This window comes from Allobosea sp. Root381, from assembly GCF_001429395.1.
In the GTDB taxonomy this organism is placed as follows: Bacteria; Pseudomonadota; Alphaproteobacteria; order Rhizobiales; family Beijerinckiaceae; genus Allobosea.
On sequence record NZ_LMJT01000009.1, the window covers coordinates 23,375 to 42,422 of the forward strand.

A 19,048-nucleotide genomic window follows, 5' to 3' on the forward strand; every position below is an offset into this window, starting at 1 on the left:
CGGACCAAGCGAGATCCGTTTCCGATCATGATGAAACAAGACAACCGCAACCTGCTTCTGGCGATCGTGCTCTCGGTCGTCGTCCTGTTCGGCTGGCAGTACTTCTACGGCGTGCCGCAGATGGAAAAGCAGAAGCAGATCGCGCAGCAGAACCAGCAGACGCAGACGCAGACCGGCGCCCCCGTGCCGGGCGCCGCACCGGCCCCGACGGCCGCGCCCGGCCAGCCCGCGTCCTCCGTCCCCGGAGCGGCGCCGACGACGCAGGTCGCCATGACGCGCGACCAGGCGCTGGCGGCGAGCCCGCGGGTCCGCATCGACACGCCCAAGATCATCGGCTCGATCTCGCTGACCGGCGCGCGCATCGACGACATCTCGCTCAAGGGCTTCCGCGAAACGGTCGATCCGAACAGCCCGATCATCGTGCTGCTCTCGCCGCTCGGCGGTCCGAACGGCTATTATTCCGATTTCGGCTGGGTCGCCGCACCGGGCACCGATGTCGCGTTGCCGAACGCCTCGACGGTCTGGACGGCCGATGCGCAGGTGCTCACGCCGGCCAAGCCGCTGAACCTGACATGGGACAACGGTCAGGGCCTGCTGTTCCGCCGCGTCGTCACCATTGACGACAACGCGATGTTCTCGGTCCGGGACGAGGTCGAGAACAAGGGCGCTGGCCCCGTCACGCTCTTCCCCTACGCCCAGGTCGTGCGTCATGGCCGCCCGCCGACGCTCGGCTATTACGTGCTGCATGAGGGCCTGATCGGCGTTCTCGGCGAGCATGGCCTGCAGGAATTCACCTACGACCATGTCGACAAGGAGCCGCTGCTCGCGCCCGGCACCAACGGCCGGGTCTGGAAGGACGCCGTCGGCGGCTTCATCGGCATCACCGACAAGTACTGGGCGGCCACCGTCGTTCCCGACCAGTCGCGCAAATACGAGGGCCGCTTCTCGTCGGTCCAGACCGGGTCCCAGCGCACCTATCAGGCCGACTTCCTCGCCGAGGCCGTGACGGTCGCCCCCGGCGCCAACGCCGTGAGCAACGCGCATCTCTTCGCCGGCGCCAAGGAAGTCGCGGCCATCAACGGCTATGAGAAGAACCTCGGCATCAAGCGCTTCGACCTGATGATCGACTGGGGATGGTTCTATTTCATCACCAAGCCGATGTTCTTCCTGCTCGACTGGATCTTCAAGCATGTCGGCAACTTCGGCATCGCGATCCTGATCGTCACGCTGATCCTCAAGGGTGTCTTCTTCCCGCTCGCCAGCAAGTCCTACGCCTCGATGGCGAAGATGAAGGCGGTGCAGCCGGAGATGATGGCGATCCGCGAGCGCTATGCCGACGACAAGATGAAGCAGCAGCAGGCGCTGATGGAGCTGTACAAGTCGCAGAAGATCAACCCGCTCGCCGGCTGCTGGCCTGTGCTGGTGCAGATCCCGGTCTTCTTCGCGCTCTACAAGATCCTGTTCATCACCATCGAGATGCGGCACGCGCCGTTCTTCGGCTGGATCCGCGACCTCGCGGCGCCGGATCCGACGAACCTGTTCAACCTGTTCGGGCTGCTGCCCTTCACGCCGCCCTCGATGCTGCATCTCGGCCTGTGGCCGATCATCATGGGCATCACGATGTTCGTGCAGATGAAGATGAACCCGGAGCCGCCGGATCCGATTCAGAAGATGATGTTCACCTGGATGCCGGTGTTCTTCACCTTCTTGCTCGGCTCGTTCCCGGCCGGCCTGGTGATCTACTGGAGCTGGAACAACCTGCTCTCGGTGATGCAGCAGGGCTACATCATGCGCAAGCACGGGGTGAAGATCGAGCTGTTCGACAACCTCAAGGGCATGTTCGGCAAGAAGGCGACGCCCGCTGCGGCATCGCCCTCGCCGGCTCCCGCACCCGGCAAGCCAGCCAACAGCAACAAGAAGTGAGAGTGCGAAGGGCGGGGCTTCCCCGCCCTTCGCCTTTGATGCGATGCCATTGCCCGATCCGCTCACGCGCCACCCCATTCCCGGCTGGAAGGGCACGGCCTTTCTCAAGGCAGTGGTCGACCATCCGCTGATCGAGGTCGGCGACTACAGCTATTATGACGACTCGCGTGGCCCGGAGCATTTCGTCGGCCGCTGCGTGCGCTACCATTTCGACTTCATCGGCGACCGGCTGATCATCGGGAAGTTCGTCGCGATCGCTCAGGCCGCGCAGTTCGTCATGAACGGCGCCAACCACCCGATGGATGGCTTCTCGACCTATCCGTTCCAGATGTTCGGCGTCGAAGGCGCGCCCGACGTCACCGCAAAGCCGCATCGCGGCGACATGGTCATCGGCAACGATGTCTGGATCGGTCGCGAGGCGGTGGTGATGCCGGGCGTCCGCATCGGCGACGGCGCGATCGTCGGCACCCGGGCGCAGGTCGTGAAGGACGTGCCGCCCTATGCGGTCGTCGTCGGCAATCCCGGCCGGGTCATGAAGCTGCGCTTCGCCGAGGCGACCGTGGCCGCGCTCCTCGCGATCCGCTGGTGGGACTGGGAGGCGGACAAGATCGCCCGCAACGTCGCGGCGATCGCTGGCGCCGACATCGACGCGCTGCGTCGCGCGGTGTAGGCGTATCGCCATGACCACGAGCACGACGAAACCCTTCACCGAAGATGAGATCGAAACCGCCCGCAAGCTCTTCGAGGGGCCGTGGGATTTCGTCTGGGCCTCGACCCATGTCGACGACCTGCCGCCGATGGTGGGCCAGGAGATCGCCTTCGCCGGCCGCTCCAATGTCGGCAAGTCGAGCCTGATCAATGCGGTGACGCGCCGGAACGCGCTGGCGCGGACCTCGCACACGCCGGGCCGCACGCAGCAGCTGAACTTCTTCCGCCAGGTCGGCGCCGACGAGCGGCTGACGATCGTCGACATGCCGGGCTACGGCTACGCGGCCGTCGGCCGCGCCAAGGTCGCCTCCTGGACCAACCTGATCCACGAATATCTGCGCGGCCGCTCCAATCTGATGCGGGTCTACCTGCTGATCGATGCGCGCCACGGCCTCAAGGATGTCGACAACGCCGTGCTCGAGACGCTCGACAAGGCGGCGGTCTCCTATCAGGTCGTGCTGACCAAGGGCGACGCGATCAAGAAGGCCGACCAGCAGTTCATGTGCGAGGCGACCTATGACGAGATCAAGCGCCGCCCCGCCGCCTTCCCCGAGGTGCTGCTGACCTCGAGCGAGTCTGGGCTCGGCATCCCCGAGCTGCGCGCGGCGGTCAGCCGCGTGCTGGCGGAGCGGGGTTGACGGCGATGAGCGCGGCGAAGATCCATCTCACGCTTGCTGCCCTGATGGGACTGGCCGGCGTCGCGCTGCTGGCTGCTGCCGCCCATGTGACGGGCACCGCCAATGTCCAGATCGCCGGCCAGATGCTGTTGTTCCACGCATCGGTGATCTTCGGCGCAACGGCTGCCCGCCAGGGCGGTCATCTCGCCGATCTCGCCGCGCGGATCGCGCTCTCGCTCATCATCCTCGGATCGGCGCTGTTCGCGGCCGATCTTGCCCGGCGCGGCTTTGCCAATGAGGGGCTCTTCCCGCGCGCCGCTCCCACCGGGGGCTTCATGATGCTCGGCGGCTGGCTGCTGCTCGCGCTGTCGGCCTTGTTCGCGAAGCGGGCCTGAGGCTCGCCAGGTCGCGTCTTCGCGGCCGGGCCAGAGCCGCTACGGGATGACGAAGACCCCGATCTCCCTGGAGACGCCGCGCAGCCCGACGTCTCGCCGCAACGGCTGCAATCCCAGTTCGACGAGCAGAGCGCTGGCGTGCGGGTCGCCGAGCACGGCATCGGTGGTGAAGATCTCGTTCGAGGCAGCGAGATGCTGCACGCGGGACGCAATGTTCACGGTCTGCCCGAAATAGTCTTGCCGTTCGTTGAGATTGACCGCGATACAGGGCCCTTCGTGGAGTCCGATCTTGAGGATCATGTCCTCTTTTCCGCGCTCCCGGTTGAGGCAATGCATCGCATCGCGCATCCGAACGGCTGCCGCGAGGGCGCGGGCGGGCGCAGGAAACGACGCCATGACCGCATCGCCGATCGTCTTGACCACGGCGCCCGTTTCGGACGCCACGATCTCGCTCAGGACCTTGAAATGCGCCCGTACCAGATCAAACGCGACGAGGTCGCCGACGCGTTCATAGAGCTCGGTCGATCCGCGGAGGTCCGTGAACAGGAAAGTCAGGCTGGCGATCTTGAAACGCTGGTCGACGTCGAGCGTGTCGGCGCGATAGATATCCCGGAAGGTCTGGTTCGAAAGGACCCGCTTTGCGGTCAGGAACGGGCGGCGCCTGCCGAGCATCTGATGCAATGCGTCGTTCGCGACGCAGACGGACGGCAAGGTGCGGACGTCGACATGGCTTTCGACCGCTATGCGCAAGGCGCCCGGATGCATCACCAGCGTCTCATGGTGGCGGTGCGACCGGTCGAACACCAGCGACAGAGCCTGCCGCTCCTTCGTCGGCTCCCCCTTCACCTCGATGAACTGCGCGGCGTGGGTTACCGGCTCGAAGACGATGAGGAAGGACTCGGCGATCTGGATCGATATGACGGCCTTCTCGCCGGCCGGAAGCTCCAGCGCCTCGACGATGAATTCGTCGAGCATCGCCTCGTAATCGTCTTCCGGCAGATCGACGCCCGAGCTCCAGTATATCTGGCGGAAGTACTCGGCGGCTGGAAGCTGGTCCGGGTGATGAGCCTCGATGCGCCTGAGCTTGGGACTGACCGTGAAGGTCACCTCGACCAGTTCGTCGAGCGAAGGCTCGTAGCCGGCGGCGCACAGCGCACAGGTGTAAGCCTCGCTGTGAACATGCTTCAGCGAAGCGCCGGCATCGAGGACCCCGCCACAGCCCGGGCAGAGAATATTCCACGAGAATTCGAAGAGCCCGAGCCGAGAGGCGTGCAGGAACCCGGCGATGACCTTCTCTTCGTCGAGGCCTCGCTCGGCGGCGAATGCCAGCACGTTAATGCGATTGAGCTTTCGATCGGGAGCGGTCGCGGCGAGCCTTTCGATCTCATCGGCGATATCGGCCGATACCGTATGGCGCAGAACGTCGAGCAAGGATCGGGTATCGCTCATCGACCGATCTCCCCGTTTCGAGGATCCGGCGGGATGATAGGCTTGAGCGGCCCGCCTGGCCATCATGGTTCCGGAAGGGAGGGCGCCTCGCGGCGAGCGCGATCGCTCCGATCGGCTGCGATGCGTCGACCCGAGCAGCCCGCCAACGTCGCGAGAGGTCTTTCGGCGTGCCGCTCAGTCCGCTAGAAGGCGCTCACGCGCGGTCGCTTGCCCGCGCTTCCGCGGAGCCTGCCCGATGATCACCCCCGCCCACCTGACCCCGTCGCAAGCCGCCGACCTGCTCGTCCAGGCGCTGCCGCATATGCAGCGCTACGATCAGGAGATCATCGTGATCAAGTATGGCGGCAACGCCATGGGCGACGCGGCGACCGCCGAGGATTTCGCCGAGGACATCGTGCTGCTCGAGCAATCCGGCCTCAAGCCGGTCGTCTGCCATGGCGGCGGCCCGCAGATCGCGCGCATGCTCGGCAAGCTCGGCATCAAGTCCGAGTTCAAGCAGGGGCTGCGCGTCACCGATGCCGCCACGGTCGATGTCGTCGAGATGGTGCTCGCCGGCTCGGTCAACAAGGAGATCGTCGGCTATATCTCGCGCGAGGGCGGCAGGGCGATCGGGCTGTGCGGCAAGGACGGCAACATGGTCTCTGCCCGCAAGGTGACGCGCACGATCGTCGATCCCGACTCCAAGATCGAGGAGGTGCTCGATCTCGGCTTCGTCGGCGAGCCGGACAAGGTCGACACCTCCGTGCTCGACTCGGTGCTCAAGGCCGAGTTGATCCCGGTGCTGGCGCCGGTCTGCGCCGGCGACGACGGCCAGACCTACAACGTCAACGCTGACACCTTCGCCGGCGCCATCGCCGGCGCGCTGAACGCCAAGCGCCTGCTGCTGCTGACCGATGTTCCCGGCGTCCTGAACAAGGACAAGGAACTGATCCCGGAGCTCACTGTCGAGGAATGCCGCCACCTCATCGCGGACGGCACGATCTCGGGCGGCATGATCCCGAAGATCGAGACCTGCATCTACGCGCTGGAAAAGGGCGTCGAGGCAGTCGTGATTCTCGACGGCAAGATCCCGCATGCGGCTCTGATCGAGCTCTTCACCGATACGGGCTCGGGCACGATCATCCGGCGGTAATTCGGGGCGAATATCCGCTGCCGTCATTCCGGACAAGGCGCGAAGCGGCGCCGCTCCGGAATCCATCGTAGAGTTCGTCGCCCGTTAACCGCCGGCAGCACTCTTGCATGTCAGGATCGGCTCGCCACATGAGTCCGTCCCATGAACACGCATGCTCCCATTCCCGTCGCGACGCCGCCGCTGCAGGCGGAGGCCTTCGCGCATGTCGACCACTGGGTCTTCGACCTCGACAATACGCTCTACTCGCATGAGTGTCAGGTCTGGCCGCAGGTCAACCAGCGCATCACCCTGTTCCTGCAGGAGCTGTTCGGGCTCGACGGCCTCTCCTCGCACGCCCTGCGGAATTACTACTACCATCGCTACGGCACGACCCTGAACGGGCTGATGACCGAACATGGGGTCGAGCCGGACGACTTTCTCGACTTCGCGCACGACATCGATCTCAGCCTGCTCGAGCCCGATCCTGCGCTGGGCGCCGCGATCGCCGCGCTGCCCGGACGCAAGCTGATCCTGACCAACGGCTCGGTCGGCCATGCCCGCAACGTCGCCGGCAAGCTTGGCATCCTCCAGCATTTCGAGGACGTCTTCGACATCGTCGCCGCCGGCTTCACGCCCAAGCCGGAACGCTCGACCTACGAGCTCTTTCTCGCAAAGCATGCCGTCGATCCCGGCCGGGCGGCGATGTTCGAGGACATCGAGAAGAACCTCTTCATCCCGAGCGCGCTCGGGATGAAGACGGTGCTGATCATCCCGCGGACGCCCGATCCCTTCCGCGAAGCCTGGGAGCAGGTGGCGGTCGAGGCCGGCCATGTCCACCACATCACCTCGGACCTGACCGGCTTCCTGACGCCGCTGGCGGCGGGTGAGGGCACGCGCTGAGGCGCGGTGCGACGCTGCCTCCGTTCGCCCGGAACGAACCCGCGCCTTTGTCCGCCCAGTCGAAAGTTTGTTCGTCTTTACGAACGACGCGGAGGATGATACCGCAGTGGTTCGTTATATCGAACGCTTTGGAGCTCCTATCATGTCGGCATCGGACGGCGGCGTGGCCAGCCTTCACCCCGAAACGCGCCTTGTCCATGGCGGCACCGTGCGCTCGCAATTTGGCGAGACCTCCGAGGCGCTGTTCCTGACCCAGGGCCATGTCTACGACAACGCCGCCCAGGCGGAAGGGCGCTTCCTCAACACCGATCCCGGCTTCCAGTACGGGCGCTTGTCAAACCCGACCGTGGCGATGCTGGAAAACCGCATGGCCGCCTTCGAGGGCGCTGAAGTGTGCCGCGCCACCGCGACCGGCATGGCGGCGGTGACGGCGGCGGTGATGGCGCCGTTGCGGGCCGGCGACCATGTCGTCGCGGCTGGCGCACTGTTCGGCTCCTGCCGCTACATCATCGAGGACCATCTGCCGCGCTACGGCGTCGAAACGACGCTGGTCGAAGGCACCGATATCGAGTCCTGGCGCAAGGCGGTGCGGCCCAACACCAAGCTGTTCTTCCTCGAATCCCCGTCCAATCCGACGCTGGAGGTGATCGACATCGCCGCCGTCGCCGCGGTCGCGAAGGAGGCGGGCGCGAAGCTCGTCGTCGACAACGTCTTCGCCACGCCTCTCTTCCAGCGCCCGCTCGAACTCGGTGCCGACATCGTCGTCTACTCGGCGACCAAGCACATCGACGGGCAGGGCCGATGTCTCGGCGGGCTCATCCTCGGATCGAAGGAACTGATCGAGGCCGACATCCAGAACTTCCTGCGCCAGACCGGCCCGAGCCTCTCGCCGTTCAACGCCTGGGTGATGCTGAAGTCGCTGGAAACCCTGCCGCTGCGCGTCGAGAAGCAGGCCCAGAACGCCACGCGCGTGGCCGACTGGCTCGCCGCGCAGACCAAGCCCCTCAAGGTGATCTTCCCCGGCCACCCCGGCCACCCCCAGGCCGAGATCATCGCCCGCCAGATGAGCGGCCCCTCGACCCTGATCGCCTTCGAGGTTCCGGGCGGCAAGCAAGGTGCTTACCGCCTGCTCGACGCCTGCAAGCTGATCCGCATTTCGAACAATCTCGGCGACGCCAAGAGCCTGATCGTTCACCCGGCGACTACGACGCATCAGCGCTTCACGCCGGAGGTCCGCGCCGCAATGGGTGTGACGGACGGGATGATCCGGCTCTCGATCGGCCTCGAGCACCCGGACGACCTCATCGCCGATCTCGAGCAAGCTCTGGCCAAGGTCTGAGGCCGCTAGCCGTCATGCTCGGGCAAGCCCGAGCATGACGGCTGTGGAAGCCGGCGAGCTGTTGCCGCGATGGTGGCCTTCCCCGCCGGCCCCTGCTAAAGCGGGCCCGTTCCTGAAATGGCTTGAGAGGCCAGCATGCGTTCGGGCGAAGTGAAGCGCCGCACCAACGAGACCGACATCACGGTTTCGCTCGTCCTCGACGGCACCGGCAAGGCCGAGATCGCCTCCGGCGTCGGCTTCTTCGACCATATGCTCGACCTCTTCGCCCGCCATGCGCTGATCGACCTCAAGGTCGCGGTGAAGGGTGATACCCATATCGACGACCATCATTCGGTCGAGGATACGGGCATCGCGCTCGGCGAGGCGCTGAAGCAGGCGCTCGGCGACAAGAAGGGCATCCGCCGCTACGCCGACGTCCACCTGCCGATGGACGAGACGCTGACCCGCGTCGCCGTCGATGTCTCGGGCCGGCCCTTCCTCGTCTTCCGGACACGGTTTGAGGCGCAGAAGATCGGTACCTTCGACACCGAGCTGGTGCGCGAGTTCTTCCAGGCCTTCTCGATGAACGCCGGCATCACGCTGCATGTCGAGACGCTCTATGGCGACAACGCCCACCATATCGCCGAGAGCTGCTTCAAGGGCCTGGCGCGCGCGCTGCGCCAGGCGCTGGAGGTCGATCCGCGAGAAGGCGGCCGCGTGCCCTCGACCAAGGGTGCCCTCTGAAGGGAGAGCGGAGCATGGCATTCTATACCGTGATGATCCCGCCTCCCGGCTCCGGAGGCGCGCGTGACGAGATCGAACAGGCGCGGCTCCTGCCGGAGACTTTCTCCTGGCCGGCCTTCGTCCTGGCGGGGCTCTGGCTTCTCGGAAAGCGCCTCTGGCTGGCGACGCTGCTTTACGTCCTGCTCTGGGGCGCCTTGCTCTATGCGAGCAACCGCTTCGGCCTGAGCGGTGGATCGCTGCTGGCCGCGCATTTCGCAGTTGCGCTGTTCCTCGGCTTCGAGGGGCAGGCTCTCGTCGCCCGCAAGCTTGCCCGCAGCGGCTGGCGCCTCGCCGACGTGGTTGAGGCGCGCGATCTGCCCGAGGCGGAGCGCCGCTATTTCGAGCGAGCGCTCGCCAGCGATGCCGCACCGCAGCGCCTCCCGGTACCGGGGCTTGCCCGTCCGCAGCCGGCCGGGCCGGTGCCGATCATCGGGCTCTTTCCCGAGGCGCGCGGCCGATGAGCCAGTCCGTCGTCATCATCGATTACGGCTCGGGCAATCTGCACTCGGCCGCCAAGGCCTTCGAGCGCGCCGCCGCCGAATCCGGCATCGCTTCGACGATCAGCGTCTCCAGCGATGCGGATGCGGTCCGTGCCGCCGACAGAATTGTCCTGCCGGGCGTCGGGGCCTTCGCGGAATGCCGGCGCGGGCTCGATGCCGTACCCGGCATGGTCGAGGCGCTTGAGGAGACCGTGCGGGGCAGGGGCCGGCCCTTCCTCGGCATCTGCGTCGGCATGCAGCTCCTGGCCTCGCGCGGGCTCGAATACACGACGACTGCGGGACTCGGCTGGATTCCCGGCGATGTCGCGCTGGTCGTGCCCGATGGCGAAGACCTCAAGATTCCGCATATGGGCTGGAATACGCTCGACCAGCGGCAGGAGCATGCGCTGCTCGACGGCATCGAGACAGGGCCGGACGGGCTGCACGCCTATTTCGTCCATTCATACGCGCTGGCGGCCGAGCGGCCGGGCGACGTGGTCGCCGTGACGGACCATGGCGGCCCGCTCACCGCCATGGTCGGGCGCGACAACATTGCCGGCACCCAGTTCCATCCCGAGAAGAGCCAGAAGCTCGGGCTGAAGCTGATCGCCAATTTCCTGGGTTGGAAGCCGTGATCCTTTTCCCCGCCATCGATCTGAAGAACGGCCAGTGCGTCCGCCTGAAACAGGGCGACATGGACCAGGCTACCGTCTTCAATGACGATCCGGCCGCCCAGGCCGCGGCGTTCGAGGCGCAGGGCTTCCAGTGGCTGCATGTCGTCGATCTCGACGGCGCCTTCGCCGGCAAGCCGATGAACGCGGCCGCCGTCGAGGCCATCCTGACCGGCGTTGCCTTCCCGGTGCAGCTCGGCGGCGGCATCCGCGACATGAAGACGGTCGAGGGCTGGCTGTCCAAGGGCATCCGCCGCGTCATCATCGGCACGGCGGCGGTGCGCGATCCCGCCTTCGTGCGCGAGGCGGCCAAGGCCTTCCCGGGACAGGTCGCGGTCGGCATCGATGCGCGAGAGGGCTTCGTCGCCGTCGAGGGCTGGGCCGAAACCTCGGCGCTGGCGGCCGACGATCTCGGCCGGCGCTTCGAGGATGCCGGCGTCGCCGCGATCGTCTACACCGACATCGCCCGCGACGGCATGCTCCAGGGCATCAACTGGGACGGCACGATCGGGCTGGCCAAGGCGCTGACGATCCCCGTCATCGCCTCGGGCGGCCTCGCCTCGATGGCCGATATCGAGCGCCTCACCGCTCCCGACGCCGCGATCCTCGAAGGCGCGATCACCGGCCGCGCGCTCTATGACGGCCGCATCGACCCGCGCGCTGCGCTGGAACGCCTCGCGCGCGCCGCTTGAGCGCTGCTACAGCATCGGTAGCGAATGCGGTTTGGCTCCCCGCGGGAAGGCCGCGTCGATGCGGGCGAGATCGGCGGCCGTCAGCTTGATCTGCAAGGCGCCCGCATTGTCCTCGACATGGGCGACGCGGCCAGCCTTCGGAATCGCGAAGACGCTGGCCCGGCGCGTCAGGAAGGCGAGCGCGATCTGCCGCGCCGTGGCGCCATGACCCGCCGCGATCTCGGCCAAGATCCGGCCGCCGGCGCTGCCCGGCGCCGGAAAATCGTCATGGCCGAAGGGGCTGTAGGCGGTCACGGCGACGCCGTTGCGCTCGCACCACGGGATGACAGCGTGCTCGATAGCGCGCTCGCGCAGATGGTAGAGCACCTGGTTGCAAGCGATCCGGCCCGGGCCGGCGGCGGAGAGGGCCTCGTCGAGATCGTCCTCGTCGAAATTGCTGACGCCCCAGGACAGGATCTTGCCCTCGGCCTTCAGCGCCTCGAAGGCGGCGAAGGTCTCGGGCAACGGGTGCGGTCCGCGCCAATGCAGCAGGTAGCAATCAAGCCGGTCGGTATTGAGGTGCCGCAGCGAGCGCTCGCAGGCGGCCCTTGTCCCGGCCTTGGAGGCATTATGCGGCAGCACCTTGGAGACGAGAAAGACCTCGTCGCGTCGCCCGGCGATGGCCTCTCCGATGACGGCCTCCGAGCGGCCGTCGCCGTACATCTCGGCGGTGCCGATATGGTCCAGGCCGAAATCGAGCCCGCGCCGAACGCGGCGATCGTCTCGGCGCGGTCGCCCTGCTCGCTGTACCAGCTGCCCTGGCCGATCGCCGCAACCTGCGGGCCGCCCTTGCCGAAGCTCGCCGCCATCCTCGTCTCCTGTTCAGTAGACCTCGATGTTGTAGCGGGCATGGCGGATCTCGCCATCGGCATAGCGCACGCGCACCCTGAAGCTGTCCGTCCCGCGATATTCGGGCTGGGAGGTGTAGCGGAAGGCCAGCGCTTTGCCTACGCGGTCGTTGCAATGGGCGTAGGGGCCGGATTCGTAGATCGCGGTGGCGTTCTGCGTCACCGCCTCGACCCGGCCGCGCTTCGGCGCTTCGACCACGGTCGTCGTCGGGCGTCGCGTCGAGCGGCACTGCTCGTCCATGGTCATGAAGGTGCGCTGCATGAAGGTCGGGTGGCCGCTGCGGATTTGGTCGACCTCGTCGGCGAGCTTTGCCGATTCGCTCGTCGCGACGCAGCCACCGAGCATGAGGCCGGTGAGGAGCGCACCGGACCATCCGCTGCTGAACGACATGTTTCTCTCCCTGTCAGGCCGGCGGCGTCCCATTGGCGGAAAGCACCTCGCCGGCGAGGTAGAGCGAGCCGCAGATCAGGATGCGGGGCGGGGCGGACCAGCCTCGCGCCGCGATCTCGCGCAGCGCCTGCTCGACGGAGCCGGAAACATCCGCGGCGAGCCCGGCCGTACGGGCGAGCTCCGCGACCTCCTCGGCCGGCCGGGCGGCAATCTGGTTGTGGATCGGCACCGCGAGCAGCAGCTGTGCCAGGCCCTTGAAATGGCCGAGCGTCGCCTGCGCGTCCTTGGTCGAGAGCAATCCTGCGATCATCACCAGCGGGGCTGGATTGCGGTCGGCGAGATCGGCCATGGCCTGGGCGAGCACGCGGCCGCCATCGGGATTGTGGCCGCCGTCGAGCCAGAGCTCCGCCCCGGCGGGTACGAGCTCGGCCAGCCGGCCGCGCGCCAGCCGCTGCAGCCGCGCCGGCCAGTCGGCGTCACGCATGCCCTGCTCGAAGGCCTTTGCCGGCAGGCGGCCATAGCCGGCGGCGCGCAGCGCGGCGATGGCGGTGCCGGCATTGACGTGCTGGTGGCGCCCGGCGAGGCGCGGCAGCGGCAGGTCGAGCAGCCCGTCGCCATCCTCGTAGACCAGCCTCCCGCCGGCCTCGTGGACGGCAAAATCCTGGGCGCCGATCAGGATCTTCGAGGCGCCCGCGCGTTCGGCCGCGGCTTCCAGGACGGCGGTCGGCTCCGGTTCCTGCGGTGCGATCACGGCAGGCGCCCCGCGCTTGAAGATGCCGGCCTTCTCGCCGGCGATCTTCGTCACGGTGTCGCCGAGATACTCCGAATGGTCGAGCGAGACCGGCGTCACCACGGTGCAGGCTGGATGGGCGATGACGTTGGTCGCGTCGAAGCGCCCGCCGAGCCCGACCTCGAGCAGCACGACATCGGCCTTGTGCTCGGCGAAGAGCAGGAGCCCGACCACGGTGGTGATCTCGAAGAAGGTGATCTGGTCGCCGGCATTGGCGCGCTCGCAGCGTTCGAGCGCCTCGACCAGCACGGCCTCGTCGACGAAGCGCCCGCCGCCCGGCGCGCCGAGCCTTATGCGCTCATGGAAGCGCACCAGATGCGGCGAGGTATAGACATGGACGGACAAGCCGGCCGCCTCGAGAATCGCCCGCATGAAGGCGATGGTCGAGCCCTTGCCGTTGGTGCCGGCGACATGGATCACCGGCGGCAGGCGCTTCTGTGGGTCGCCGAGCCGTTCCAGCAGGGTCAGGATGCGCCCGAGCGAAAGGTCGATCAGCTTCGGATGCAACGCCAGCAGGCGCGCCAGAACCGTATCGGACGAGCTCATGGTCGCGCGCGCCGCAGCTTCAGACCGCTTCGGTAAGGGCTTGGGGCGCCGTGGCGGGTGCGGCAGCAGCCGCGGGAGCGGCGTCCTTGGCCGGCAGCTTCTGCTTCGTCAGCAGCCGGCCGAGCCGCGCCAGGGTCTCGGGCAGGTCGTGGCGGTGCACCACCATGTCGACCATGCCGTGATCCTTGAGGTATTCCGAGCGCTGGAAGCCTTCGGGCAGCTTCTCGCGGATGGTCTGCTCGATGACGCGCGGGCCGGCGAAGCCGATCAGCGCGCCGGGCTCGGCGATGTGGATGTCGCCCAGCATGGCGTAGGAGGCCGTGACGCCGCCGGTCGTCGGGTTGGTCAGCACGACGATATAGGGCAGGCCGGCCTTGCGCAGCATGCGGATGGCGACGGTGGTGCGCGGCAGCTGCATCAGCGAGAGGATGCCTTCCTGCATGCGCGCGCCGCCCGAGGCCGCGAAGACGACATACGGGGTCTTCTTCTCGAGCGCGGTCTCCGCGCCCTTGATGAAGGCTTCGCCGGCCGCCATGCCGAGCGAACCGCCCATGAAGTGGAAGTCTTGCACCGCGATCGTCAGGGCGAAGCCCTTGACCCGGCCATAGCCGACCTTGAACGCATCGGCGGCGCCGGTCTTGGCGCGGGCATCCTTGAGCCGGTCGGTATAGCGCTTCTCGTCGCGGAACTTCAGCGGATCGACGGCGACCTCGGGCAGCGGCACGTCGAGCCACTTGCCTTCGTCGAAGGTCATGCGCAGCCGGTCCTGCGCGGTGACGCGCATATGATGGTCGGAGCCGGGAATGACGAAGCCGTTGGCCTCGACATCCTTGTGGAAGACCATCTGCCCGGAATCGGGGCATTTGATCCAGAGATTCTCCGGGCTCTCGCGCTTGAACAGCGTCTTGATGCGCGGCCGGACGACTTCGGAAATCCAGTTCATGGATCGATCCTTGTGGTTCTGGTGCGAGCAGCGGGCGAGGCTTGCGAGCCTCAGGCCGCAGCCTTCGCGACCGAGCGGACGCCCGCGGCGAGTTCGGCGACCAGCGAGGTGACAGCCGAAACCGTCTTTTCCGTGGCCTTGCCATCGGCGTCGAGCGAGAGGCGGACCCGCTCGACCAACGCCGAGCCGACGACGACGCCGTCCGCACTTCCGGCGATCTGGATGGCGTCCTGCGCCGTCTTGACGCCGAAGCCGACCGCGACGGGCAGATCGGTGTGGCGCTTGATGCGCGCGACCGCGTCGCCGACCGCGCCGTAATCGGCGATCGCGCCGCCGGTGACGCCGGTCACCGAGACGTAATAGACGAAGCCGGAGGTGTTCTGCAGCACCTTGGGCAGGCGCTTGTCGTCCGTGGTCGGCGTGGCCAGGCGAATGAAGCTGACGCCGGCCGCGAGCGCCGGCAGGCAAAGCTCGGCATCCTCTTCCGGCGGCAGGTCGACGACGATCAGGCCGTCGATGCCGGCCTTACGCGCATCCTTCAGGAAACGCTCGACGCCATAGGCGTAGATCGGGTTGTAGTAGCCCATCAGCACGATCGGCGTGTCGTGGCCGGCGGCGCGGAAGCTTTCGACCATCGCCAGCGTCTTCTTCAGCGTCTGGCCGGCCTTGAGCGCGCGCTGCCCGGCGAGCTGGACCGGAATGCCGTCGGCCATCGGATCGGTGAAGGGCACGCCGAGCTCGATGATGTCGGCTCCGGCGCCCGGGAGCGCGTCGAGGAGCGCGCTCGAGGTTTCCAGATCGGGGTCGCCCGCCGTGACGAAGGTCACCAGCGCGGCGCGGCTCTCCGCAGCGCAGGCCTGGAAGCGGGCCTGGATGCGATCCTGGCCGGTGGCTGTCTTGGGTTCGGTCATGGGCTGAGCGGTTAGCATGACGAGGCCGAGCTGGCGAGAGGGTTGCGCGCGGGCGCGCGCTGCGCCACATCGCGGGCTATGCGCGCCTTCGACGCCCCCCTTCCGATCGATGCCGTCCTCGGCGAGCTGGCCGCAGCGCTGCGCACGGCACCGAACGCCGTGCTCGTCGCGCCGCCCGGCGCCGGTAAGACGACGCGCGTCCCGCTCGCCCTGCTCGACGAGCCCTGGACCAAAGGCGGCAAGCTGATCGTCCTGGAGCCGCGCCGGCTCGCGGCGCGCGGCGCCGCCAATCGCATGGCGCAGACGCTGGGCGAGCGTGTCGGCGAGACGGTCGGCCTGCGCGTCCGGCTCGGCTCGAAGATCGGCCCGAAGACGCGCATCGAGGTCGTCACCGAAGGCGTCTTCGCCCGGATGATCCTCGACGATCCGGCGCTGGAAGGCGTCGCTGCCGTGTTGTTCGACGAGTTCCACGAGCGCTCGCTCGATGCCGATTTCGGCCTGGCGCTCGCGCTCGACGCGCAATCCGGCCTTCGCGAGGACCTGCGCATCCTGGTGATGTCGGCGACGCTGGACGGCGCCCGTGTTGCGCACCTGCTTGGCGAGGCGCCGGTGATCGAGAGCGAGGGCCGCGCCTATCCCGTCGAGACGCGCTATCTCGGCCGCGAACCGCTGAAGCGGATCGAGGATCAGGTCGCGGATGCGGTGATGCTGGCGCTCAATGAGCAGCCGGGCTCGCAACTCGTCTTCCTGCCGGGGCAGGGTGAGATCAGGCGCGTCGAGGAGCGGCTCCGGGAGCGCATCCGCGACAAGGCGGTGGAGGTCGCCCCGCTCTACGGCGCGCTCGATCAGGCGGAGCAGGACCGTGCCGTCCTGCCATCGCCTGCGGGCCGCCGCAAGGTCGTGCTCGCGACCGCCATCGCCGAAACCTCGCTGACCATCGAGGGCGTGCGGGTGGTGATCGATTCAGGCCTCGCCCGCATCCCCGTCTACGAGCCCGATCTCGGCGTCACGCGGCTGGAGACGCGCCGTGCCAGCCGCGCGGCCTGCGACCAGCGCCGTGGCCGCGCCGGCCGCACCGAGCCCGGCATCTGCTACCGCCTTTGGGAAGAGGCTGGGAACGGGGCGCTCGAAGCCTTCGCGCGCCCCGAGATCCTCGCCGCCGACCTTGCCCCGCTGCTGCTCGACTCCGCGGCCTGGGGCGTTGCCGATCCGACGCGGCTCGCCTTCCTCGACCCGCCGCCAGCCCCCGCCTTGAAGGAGGCGCGCAGCCTTCTCGCCAGCATCGGCGCGCTCGATGGTGACGGGCGCCTCACTCCGGAGGGGCGCACGCTCCAGCTCCTGCCGTTGCCGCCGCGCCTGGCCCGCATGGTCGTGGCGGCGGCGCGTTTCGGCGAAGCCGAGACGGCTGCCCTGCTCGCGGCGCTGCTGGTCGAGCGGGGACTCGGCAGCGATGCGCTTGATCTCTCGGACAGGCTGGAACGCTTCGGGCGAGAGCGCGGCGGCCGCGCCGGCGACATGCGTCGTCTTGCCGAAGGCTGGGCTCGTGCGGCCGAGCGTGCCGCGGGCCGGCCCGAGCAGGCGGAAGTGCTGGCCCCGGGTCTGCTCCTCGCCTTTGCCTATCCGGATCGCGTCGCCAAGGCGCGCAAGCCCGGCTCGGGGCAATATCTGCTCGCCAACGGGCGCGGCGCGACATTCGAGCCGACCGAGCGCCTGGCGCGGGAGACCCATATCGTCGTGGCCGAGATGACCGGCGTCGCGCAGCAGTCGCGCATCCTGTCGGCGGCTGCGTTGACCGAGGCCGAGATCGCCTGGCTCGCCGCGAACGGGCTTGCCGCCTTCCCGATCCAGGAGCGCAGCGAGACAGCGTTCGACCGCGGCGCCCGCGCCCTGCGTGCCCGCGCCGTGCGCCGCTATGGCGCGCTCGCACTGGCGGAGCGGCCGCTGCCGGCGGAAGCCTCGCTCGCCAATGCCGAGATCCTCGCCCAGGGCATCGGCGGCATCGACATCGAGCTCCTGCCCTGGACCAGGGCGCAGCGGAAATTGCGCGAGCGCGTCGATTTCCTGCGCCGTGCCGAGCCCGAACAGGGCTGGCCCGACCTCTCGGACGCCGGGCTCGTGGAAGCGCCCGAAATTTGGCTCGCCCCGCACATCCTCGGCCGGACCTCGCTCGCCGCGATCGCGCCGGGCGATCTCGATGGCGCTCTGGCCGAACTGCTGCCCTGGGAGCTGAAGCGCCGCCTCGACGCCGAGGCGCCGACGCATTTCACCGCGCCGACCGGCTCCAGCCTGGCGGTGGATTACGCCGCGGAGGCCGGGCCGACGATCTCGGTCCGGGTGCAGGAGCTCTTCGGCCTGTCGAAGCACCCGGCGCTCGCCGGCGGGCGGGTGCCGCTGGTGCTGGAACTGCTCTCGCCCGGCCACAAGCCGGTCCAGGTCACCCGCGACCTGCCGGGCTTCTGGCGCGGCTCCTGGGCCGCCGTGAAGTCCGAGATGAAGGGCCGCTATCCGCGCCATCCCTGGCCGGACGACCCCGCAGCCGCCGCGCCGACGACCCGGGCCAAGCCGCGCGGGACGTGAGGCAAAGCCGTCATGCTCGCCCCTGTGGCGAGCATCCACGTCTTGAACGCCACGCTCGACAGGCAAAGACGTGGATGGTCGGGACAAGCCCGTCCATGACGATGAAGTCTTCGCCGAAGATTCTCAGTTCCCCATCCGGTCCCGCCATTGCCGCTCGCCGGCGAGGCAGGTCGCGTTGTTGCCGCTGGCCTGTGCCTTCTGCATCAGGGCGTCGGGGCGCGGCATCTCGGCGATCTCGCGGACCAGCTTGGTCCGGGTCGCATCGACGAACTGGCTCTTGTCGCGGATCGGGATCACGAAGGCGCCGAGCCCGGTGACGACGCAATCCTGATAGTAGACGTCGAGATTGTCGAGGTCGAAATAGCTCGCCTGCTTCAGCATCACGGGAAGGCCGTTGATGTTGATGCCCTTGGCGCCGGCCTCGTCGCGCGCGAGCGTCACCGGACGCCCGTCATTGTTGGCGCCGTCGCCGGAGACGTCGATGACCTTGCGCATCGGCGTGACGTTGGCCTGTTCCAGCAGCGACACGCCGAGATCGATCGCGGCCGAGATCGAGGTGCGGCGCCCGCGGCGGGTCTGCGCCTCGCCGAGCTCCTCCGCCAGCGCGATCGCCGCCTGTGGGCCGTCGATGATGGTCCAGGGCTTGACGACATGCTGGAAATGTCCGCCGGCCCATTCGAAATAGGTCACCGCGATCTTGCCGAGTGCGCCCTTGGCGATCGCCTCGTGCAGCTCGCGCGAGCGGAAGGCCTCGATATAGCCGTTGCGCTGCAGCGCCAGCTCGTCGAGATCCATCGAGAAGGACACGTCGACCGCCAGCACCAGCGCGACGTCGACCTCCTCGGGCGGGCCGGCCGCCGGCTGGGCATTGGGCGTCGCGCTGGTCCACAGACCGGCCGCCGCCAGACTCAAGAGACCGAACAGCCAGCGCCGCATCGCCACCTCCCTCATCTATCG

At 67.9% G+C, this 19,048-nt stretch carries 18 protein-coding genes and 1 pseudogene; 12 read left to right on the forward strand and 7 right to left on the reverse strand.

Going from position 1 to position 19,048, the window contains the following annotated elements; translation table 11 throughout:
* The first annotated feature begins 30 nt into the window (after positions 1-30).
* The 4 genes from yidC to ASE63_RS09585 are packed head-to-tail and all read left to right on the forward strand — an operon-like array spanning position 31 to position 3,643.
* Positions 31-1,923 (forward strand): membrane protein insertase YidC, encoded by a 1,893-nt coding sequence (gene yidC, locus ASE63_RS09570; protein ID WP_056800179.1) that lies wholly within the window; start codon positions 31-33, stop codon positions 1,921-1,923.
* Positions 1,924-1,966: 43 nt separating this feature from the next.
* A complete protein-coding gene (locus ASE63_RS09575; protein WP_056800181.1) occupies positions 1,967-2,593 on the forward strand; it encodes a CatB-related O-acetyltransferase in 627 nt (208 codons plus the stop codon).
* A 10-nt stretch (positions 2,594-2,603) separates the two neighbouring features.
* On the forward strand, positions 2,604-3,269 hold the full coding sequence (yihA, locus tag ASE63_RS09580) for a ribosome biogenesis GTP-binding protein YihA/YsxC (RefSeq protein WP_056800184.1): 666 nt from the start codon (positions 2,604-2,606) through the stop codon (positions 3,267-3,269).
* Between the two features lie 5 nt (positions 3,270-3,274).
* Positions 3,275-3,643 carry a DUF423 domain-containing protein gene (locus tag ASE63_RS09585; RefSeq protein ID WP_056800187.1) on the forward strand — a complete coding sequence of 123 codons (369 nt, stop codon included), beginning with the start codon at positions 3,275-3,277 and terminating at the stop codon, positions 3,641-3,643.
* A 39-nt stretch (positions 3,644-3,682) separates the two neighbouring features.
* On the opposite strand, the gene ASE63_RS09590 is transcribed toward ASE63_RS09585, so the two are convergent.
* Positions 3,683-5,092: an adenylate/guanylate cyclase domain-containing protein gene (locus ASE63_RS09590; protein WP_056800190.1), complete on the reverse strand. Its 1,410-nt coding sequence runs from the start codon at positions 5,090-5,092 to the stop codon at positions 3,683-3,685.
* 235 nt (positions 5,093-5,327) lie between these two features.
* Between ASE63_RS09590 and argB the strand changes: the two genes are divergently transcribed.
* From argB to hisA, 7 genes are all read left to right on the forward strand, one after another.
* Entirely contained in the window at positions 5,328-6,224 is an 897-nt protein-coding gene (argB, locus tag ASE63_RS09595; RefSeq protein WP_056800195.1) for an acetylglutamate kinase, read from the forward strand.
* A 141-nt stretch (positions 6,225-6,365) separates the two neighbouring features.
* Positions 6,366-7,103 (forward strand): pyrimidine 5'-nucleotidase, encoded by a 738-nt coding sequence (locus tag ASE63_RS09600; RefSeq protein ID WP_056800198.1) that lies wholly within the window; start codon positions 6,366-6,368, stop codon positions 7,101-7,103.
* Positions 7,104-7,245: 142 nt separating this feature from the next.
* The gene (gene metZ, locus ASE63_RS09605) at positions 7,246-8,442 is read left to right on the forward strand and encodes an O-succinylhomoserine sulfhydrylase (protein WP_056800201.1); all 1,197 of its coding nucleotides are present in this window, start codon (positions 7,246-7,248) and stop codon (positions 8,440-8,442) included.
* 135 nt (positions 8,443-8,577) lie between these two features.
* Complete coding sequence (gene hisB / locus ASE63_RS09610) at positions 8,578-9,165, forward strand: imidazoleglycerol-phosphate dehydratase HisB (protein WP_056800204.1); 588 nt, start codon at positions 8,578-8,580, stop codon at positions 9,163-9,165.
* Between the two features lie 14 nt (positions 9,166-9,179).
* The gene (locus tag ASE63_RS09615; RefSeq protein ID WP_056800207.1) at positions 9,180-9,665 is read left to right on the forward strand and encodes a DUF2628 domain-containing protein; all 486 of its coding nucleotides are present in this window, start codon (positions 9,180-9,182) and stop codon (positions 9,663-9,665) included.
* The gene (hisH, locus tag ASE63_RS09620; protein WP_056800211.1) at positions 9,662-10,318 is read left to right on the forward strand and encodes an imidazole glycerol phosphate synthase subunit HisH; all 657 of its coding nucleotides are present in this window, start codon (positions 9,662-9,664) and stop codon (positions 10,316-10,318) included. Before ASE63_RS09615 ends, hisH begins: the two co-directional genes overlap by 4 nt.
* Positions 10,306-11,046 (forward strand): 1-(5-phosphoribosyl)-5-[(5-phosphoribosylamino)methylideneamino]imidazole-4-carboxamide isomerase, encoded by a 741-nt coding sequence (gene hisA / locus ASE63_RS09625; RefSeq protein WP_200962546.1) that lies wholly within the window; start codon positions 10,306-10,308, stop codon positions 11,044-11,046. The genes hisH and hisA overlap by 13 nt, the downstream gene beginning before the upstream one ends.
* A 6-nt stretch (positions 11,047-11,052) precedes the next feature.
* On the opposite strand, the pseudogene ASE63_RS09630 reads toward hisA, so the two are convergent.
* The 5 genes and pseudogenes from ASE63_RS09630 to trpA form a co-directional block, all read right to left on the reverse strand.
* Positions 11,053-11,894 (reverse strand): annotated as a pseudogene (locus ASE63_RS09630) (aldo/keto reductase).
* Positions 11,895-11,907: 13 nt separating this feature from the next.
* The gene (locus ASE63_RS09635) at positions 11,908-12,324 is read right to left on the reverse strand and encodes a hypothetical protein (RefSeq protein ID WP_056800214.1); all 417 of its coding nucleotides are present in this window, start codon (positions 12,322-12,324) and stop codon (positions 11,908-11,910) included.
* A 13-nt stretch (positions 12,325-12,337) separates the two neighbouring features.
* The gene (locus ASE63_RS09640) at positions 12,338-13,660 is read right to left on the reverse strand and encodes a folylpolyglutamate synthase/dihydrofolate synthase family protein (protein WP_056800216.1); all 1,323 of its coding nucleotides are present in this window, start codon (positions 13,658-13,660) and stop codon (positions 12,338-12,340) included.
* A gap of 19 nt (positions 13,661-13,679) precedes the next feature.
* Complete coding sequence (gene accD, locus ASE63_RS09645; protein ID WP_056800219.1) at positions 13,680-14,603, reverse strand: acetyl-CoA carboxylase, carboxyltransferase subunit beta; 924 nt, start codon at positions 14,601-14,603, stop codon at positions 13,680-13,682.
* A gap of 50 nt (positions 14,604-14,653) precedes the next feature.
* On the reverse strand, positions 14,654-15,514 hold the full coding sequence (trpA, locus tag ASE63_RS09650; protein WP_056800223.1) for a tryptophan synthase subunit alpha: 861 nt from the start codon (positions 15,512-15,514) through the stop codon (positions 14,654-14,656).
* A gap of 78 nt (positions 15,515-15,592) precedes the next feature.
* Here trpA and hrpB point away from each other — a divergent pair, with 78 nt between their 5' ends.
* Positions 15,593-18,091 (forward strand): ATP-dependent helicase HrpB, encoded by a 2,499-nt coding sequence (gene hrpB, locus ASE63_RS09655; protein WP_056800226.1) that lies wholly within the window; start codon positions 15,593-15,595, stop codon positions 18,089-18,091.
* 123 nt (positions 18,092-18,214) lie between these two features.
* Here the strand turns inward: hrpB and ASE63_RS09660 are convergent, their stop codons facing one another.
* Positions 18,215-19,027: a DUF1194 domain-containing protein gene (locus ASE63_RS09660; RefSeq protein ID WP_056800645.1), complete on the reverse strand. Its 813-nt coding sequence runs from the start codon at positions 19,025-19,027 to the stop codon at positions 18,215-18,217.
* Positions 19,028-19,048 lie beyond the last annotated feature (21 nt).

What these genes read in the sequence shown, in the direction of transcription:
- hisH (WP_056800211.1), top strand. Translation starts at nt 9,662, where the DNA reads ATGAGCCAGTCCGTCGTCATCATCGATTACGGCTCGGGCAATCTGCAC.
- yihA (WP_056800184.1), top strand. Translation starts at nt 2,604, where the DNA reads ATGACCACGAGCACGACGAAACCCTTCACCGAAGATGAGATCGAAACC.
- hrpB (WP_056800226.1), top strand. Translation starts at nt 15,593, where the DNA reads ATGCGCGCCTTCGACGCCCCCCTTCCGATCGATGCCGTCCTCGGCGAG.
- ASE63_RS09600 (WP_056800198.1), top strand. Translation starts at nt 6,366, where the DNA reads ATGAACACGCATGCTCCCATTCCCGTCGCGACGCCGCCGCTGCAGGCG.
- ASE63_RS09590 (WP_056800190.1), bottom strand. Translation starts at nt 5,092, where the DNA reads ATGAGCGATACCCGATCCTTGCTCGACGTTCTGCGCCATACGGTATCG.
- argB (WP_056800195.1), top strand. Translation starts at nt 5,328, where the DNA reads ATGATCACCCCCGCCCACCTGACCCCGTCGCAAGCCGCCGACCTGCTC.
- hisB (WP_056800204.1), top strand. Translation starts at nt 8,578, where the DNA reads ATGCGTTCGGGCGAAGTGAAGCGCCGCACCAACGAGACCGACATCACG.
- accD (WP_056800219.1), bottom strand. Translation starts at nt 14,603, where the DNA reads ATGAACTGGATTTCCGAAGTCGTCCGGCCGCGCATCAAGACGCTGTTC.
- ASE63_RS09640 (WP_056800216.1), bottom strand. Translation starts at nt 13,660, where the DNA reads ATGAGCTCGTCCGATACGGTTCTGGCGCGCCTGCTGGCGTTGCATCCG.
- ASE63_RS09585 (WP_056800187.1), top strand. Translation starts at nt 3,275, where the DNA reads ATGAGCGCGGCGAAGATCCATCTCACGCTTGCTGCCCTGATGGGACTG.
- ASE63_RS09660 (WP_056800645.1), bottom strand. Translation starts at nt 19,027, where the DNA reads ATGCGGCGCTGGCTGTTCGGTCTCTTGAGTCTGGCGGCGGCCGGTCTG.
- metZ (WP_056800201.1), top strand. Translation starts at nt 7,246, where the DNA reads ATGTCGGCATCGGACGGCGGCGTGGCCAGCCTTCACCCCGAAACGCGC.
- ASE63_RS09615 (WP_056800207.1), top strand. Translation starts at nt 9,180, where the DNA reads ATGGCATTCTATACCGTGATGATCCCGCCTCCCGGCTCCGGAGGCGCG.
- ASE63_RS09635 (WP_056800214.1), bottom strand. Translation starts at nt 12,324, where the DNA reads ATGTCGTTCAGCAGCGGATGGTCCGGTGCGCTCCTCACCGGCCTCATG.
- trpA (WP_056800223.1), bottom strand. Translation starts at nt 15,514, where the DNA reads ATGACCGAACCCAAGACAGCCACCGGCCAGGATCGCATCCAGGCCCGC.
- ASE63_RS09575 (WP_056800181.1), top strand. Translation starts at nt 1,967, where the DNA reads ATGCCATTGCCCGATCCGCTCACGCGCCACCCCATTCCCGGCTGGAAG.
- yidC (WP_056800179.1), top strand. Translation starts at nt 31, where the DNA reads ATGAAACAAGACAACCGCAACCTGCTTCTGGCGATCGTGCTCTCGGTC.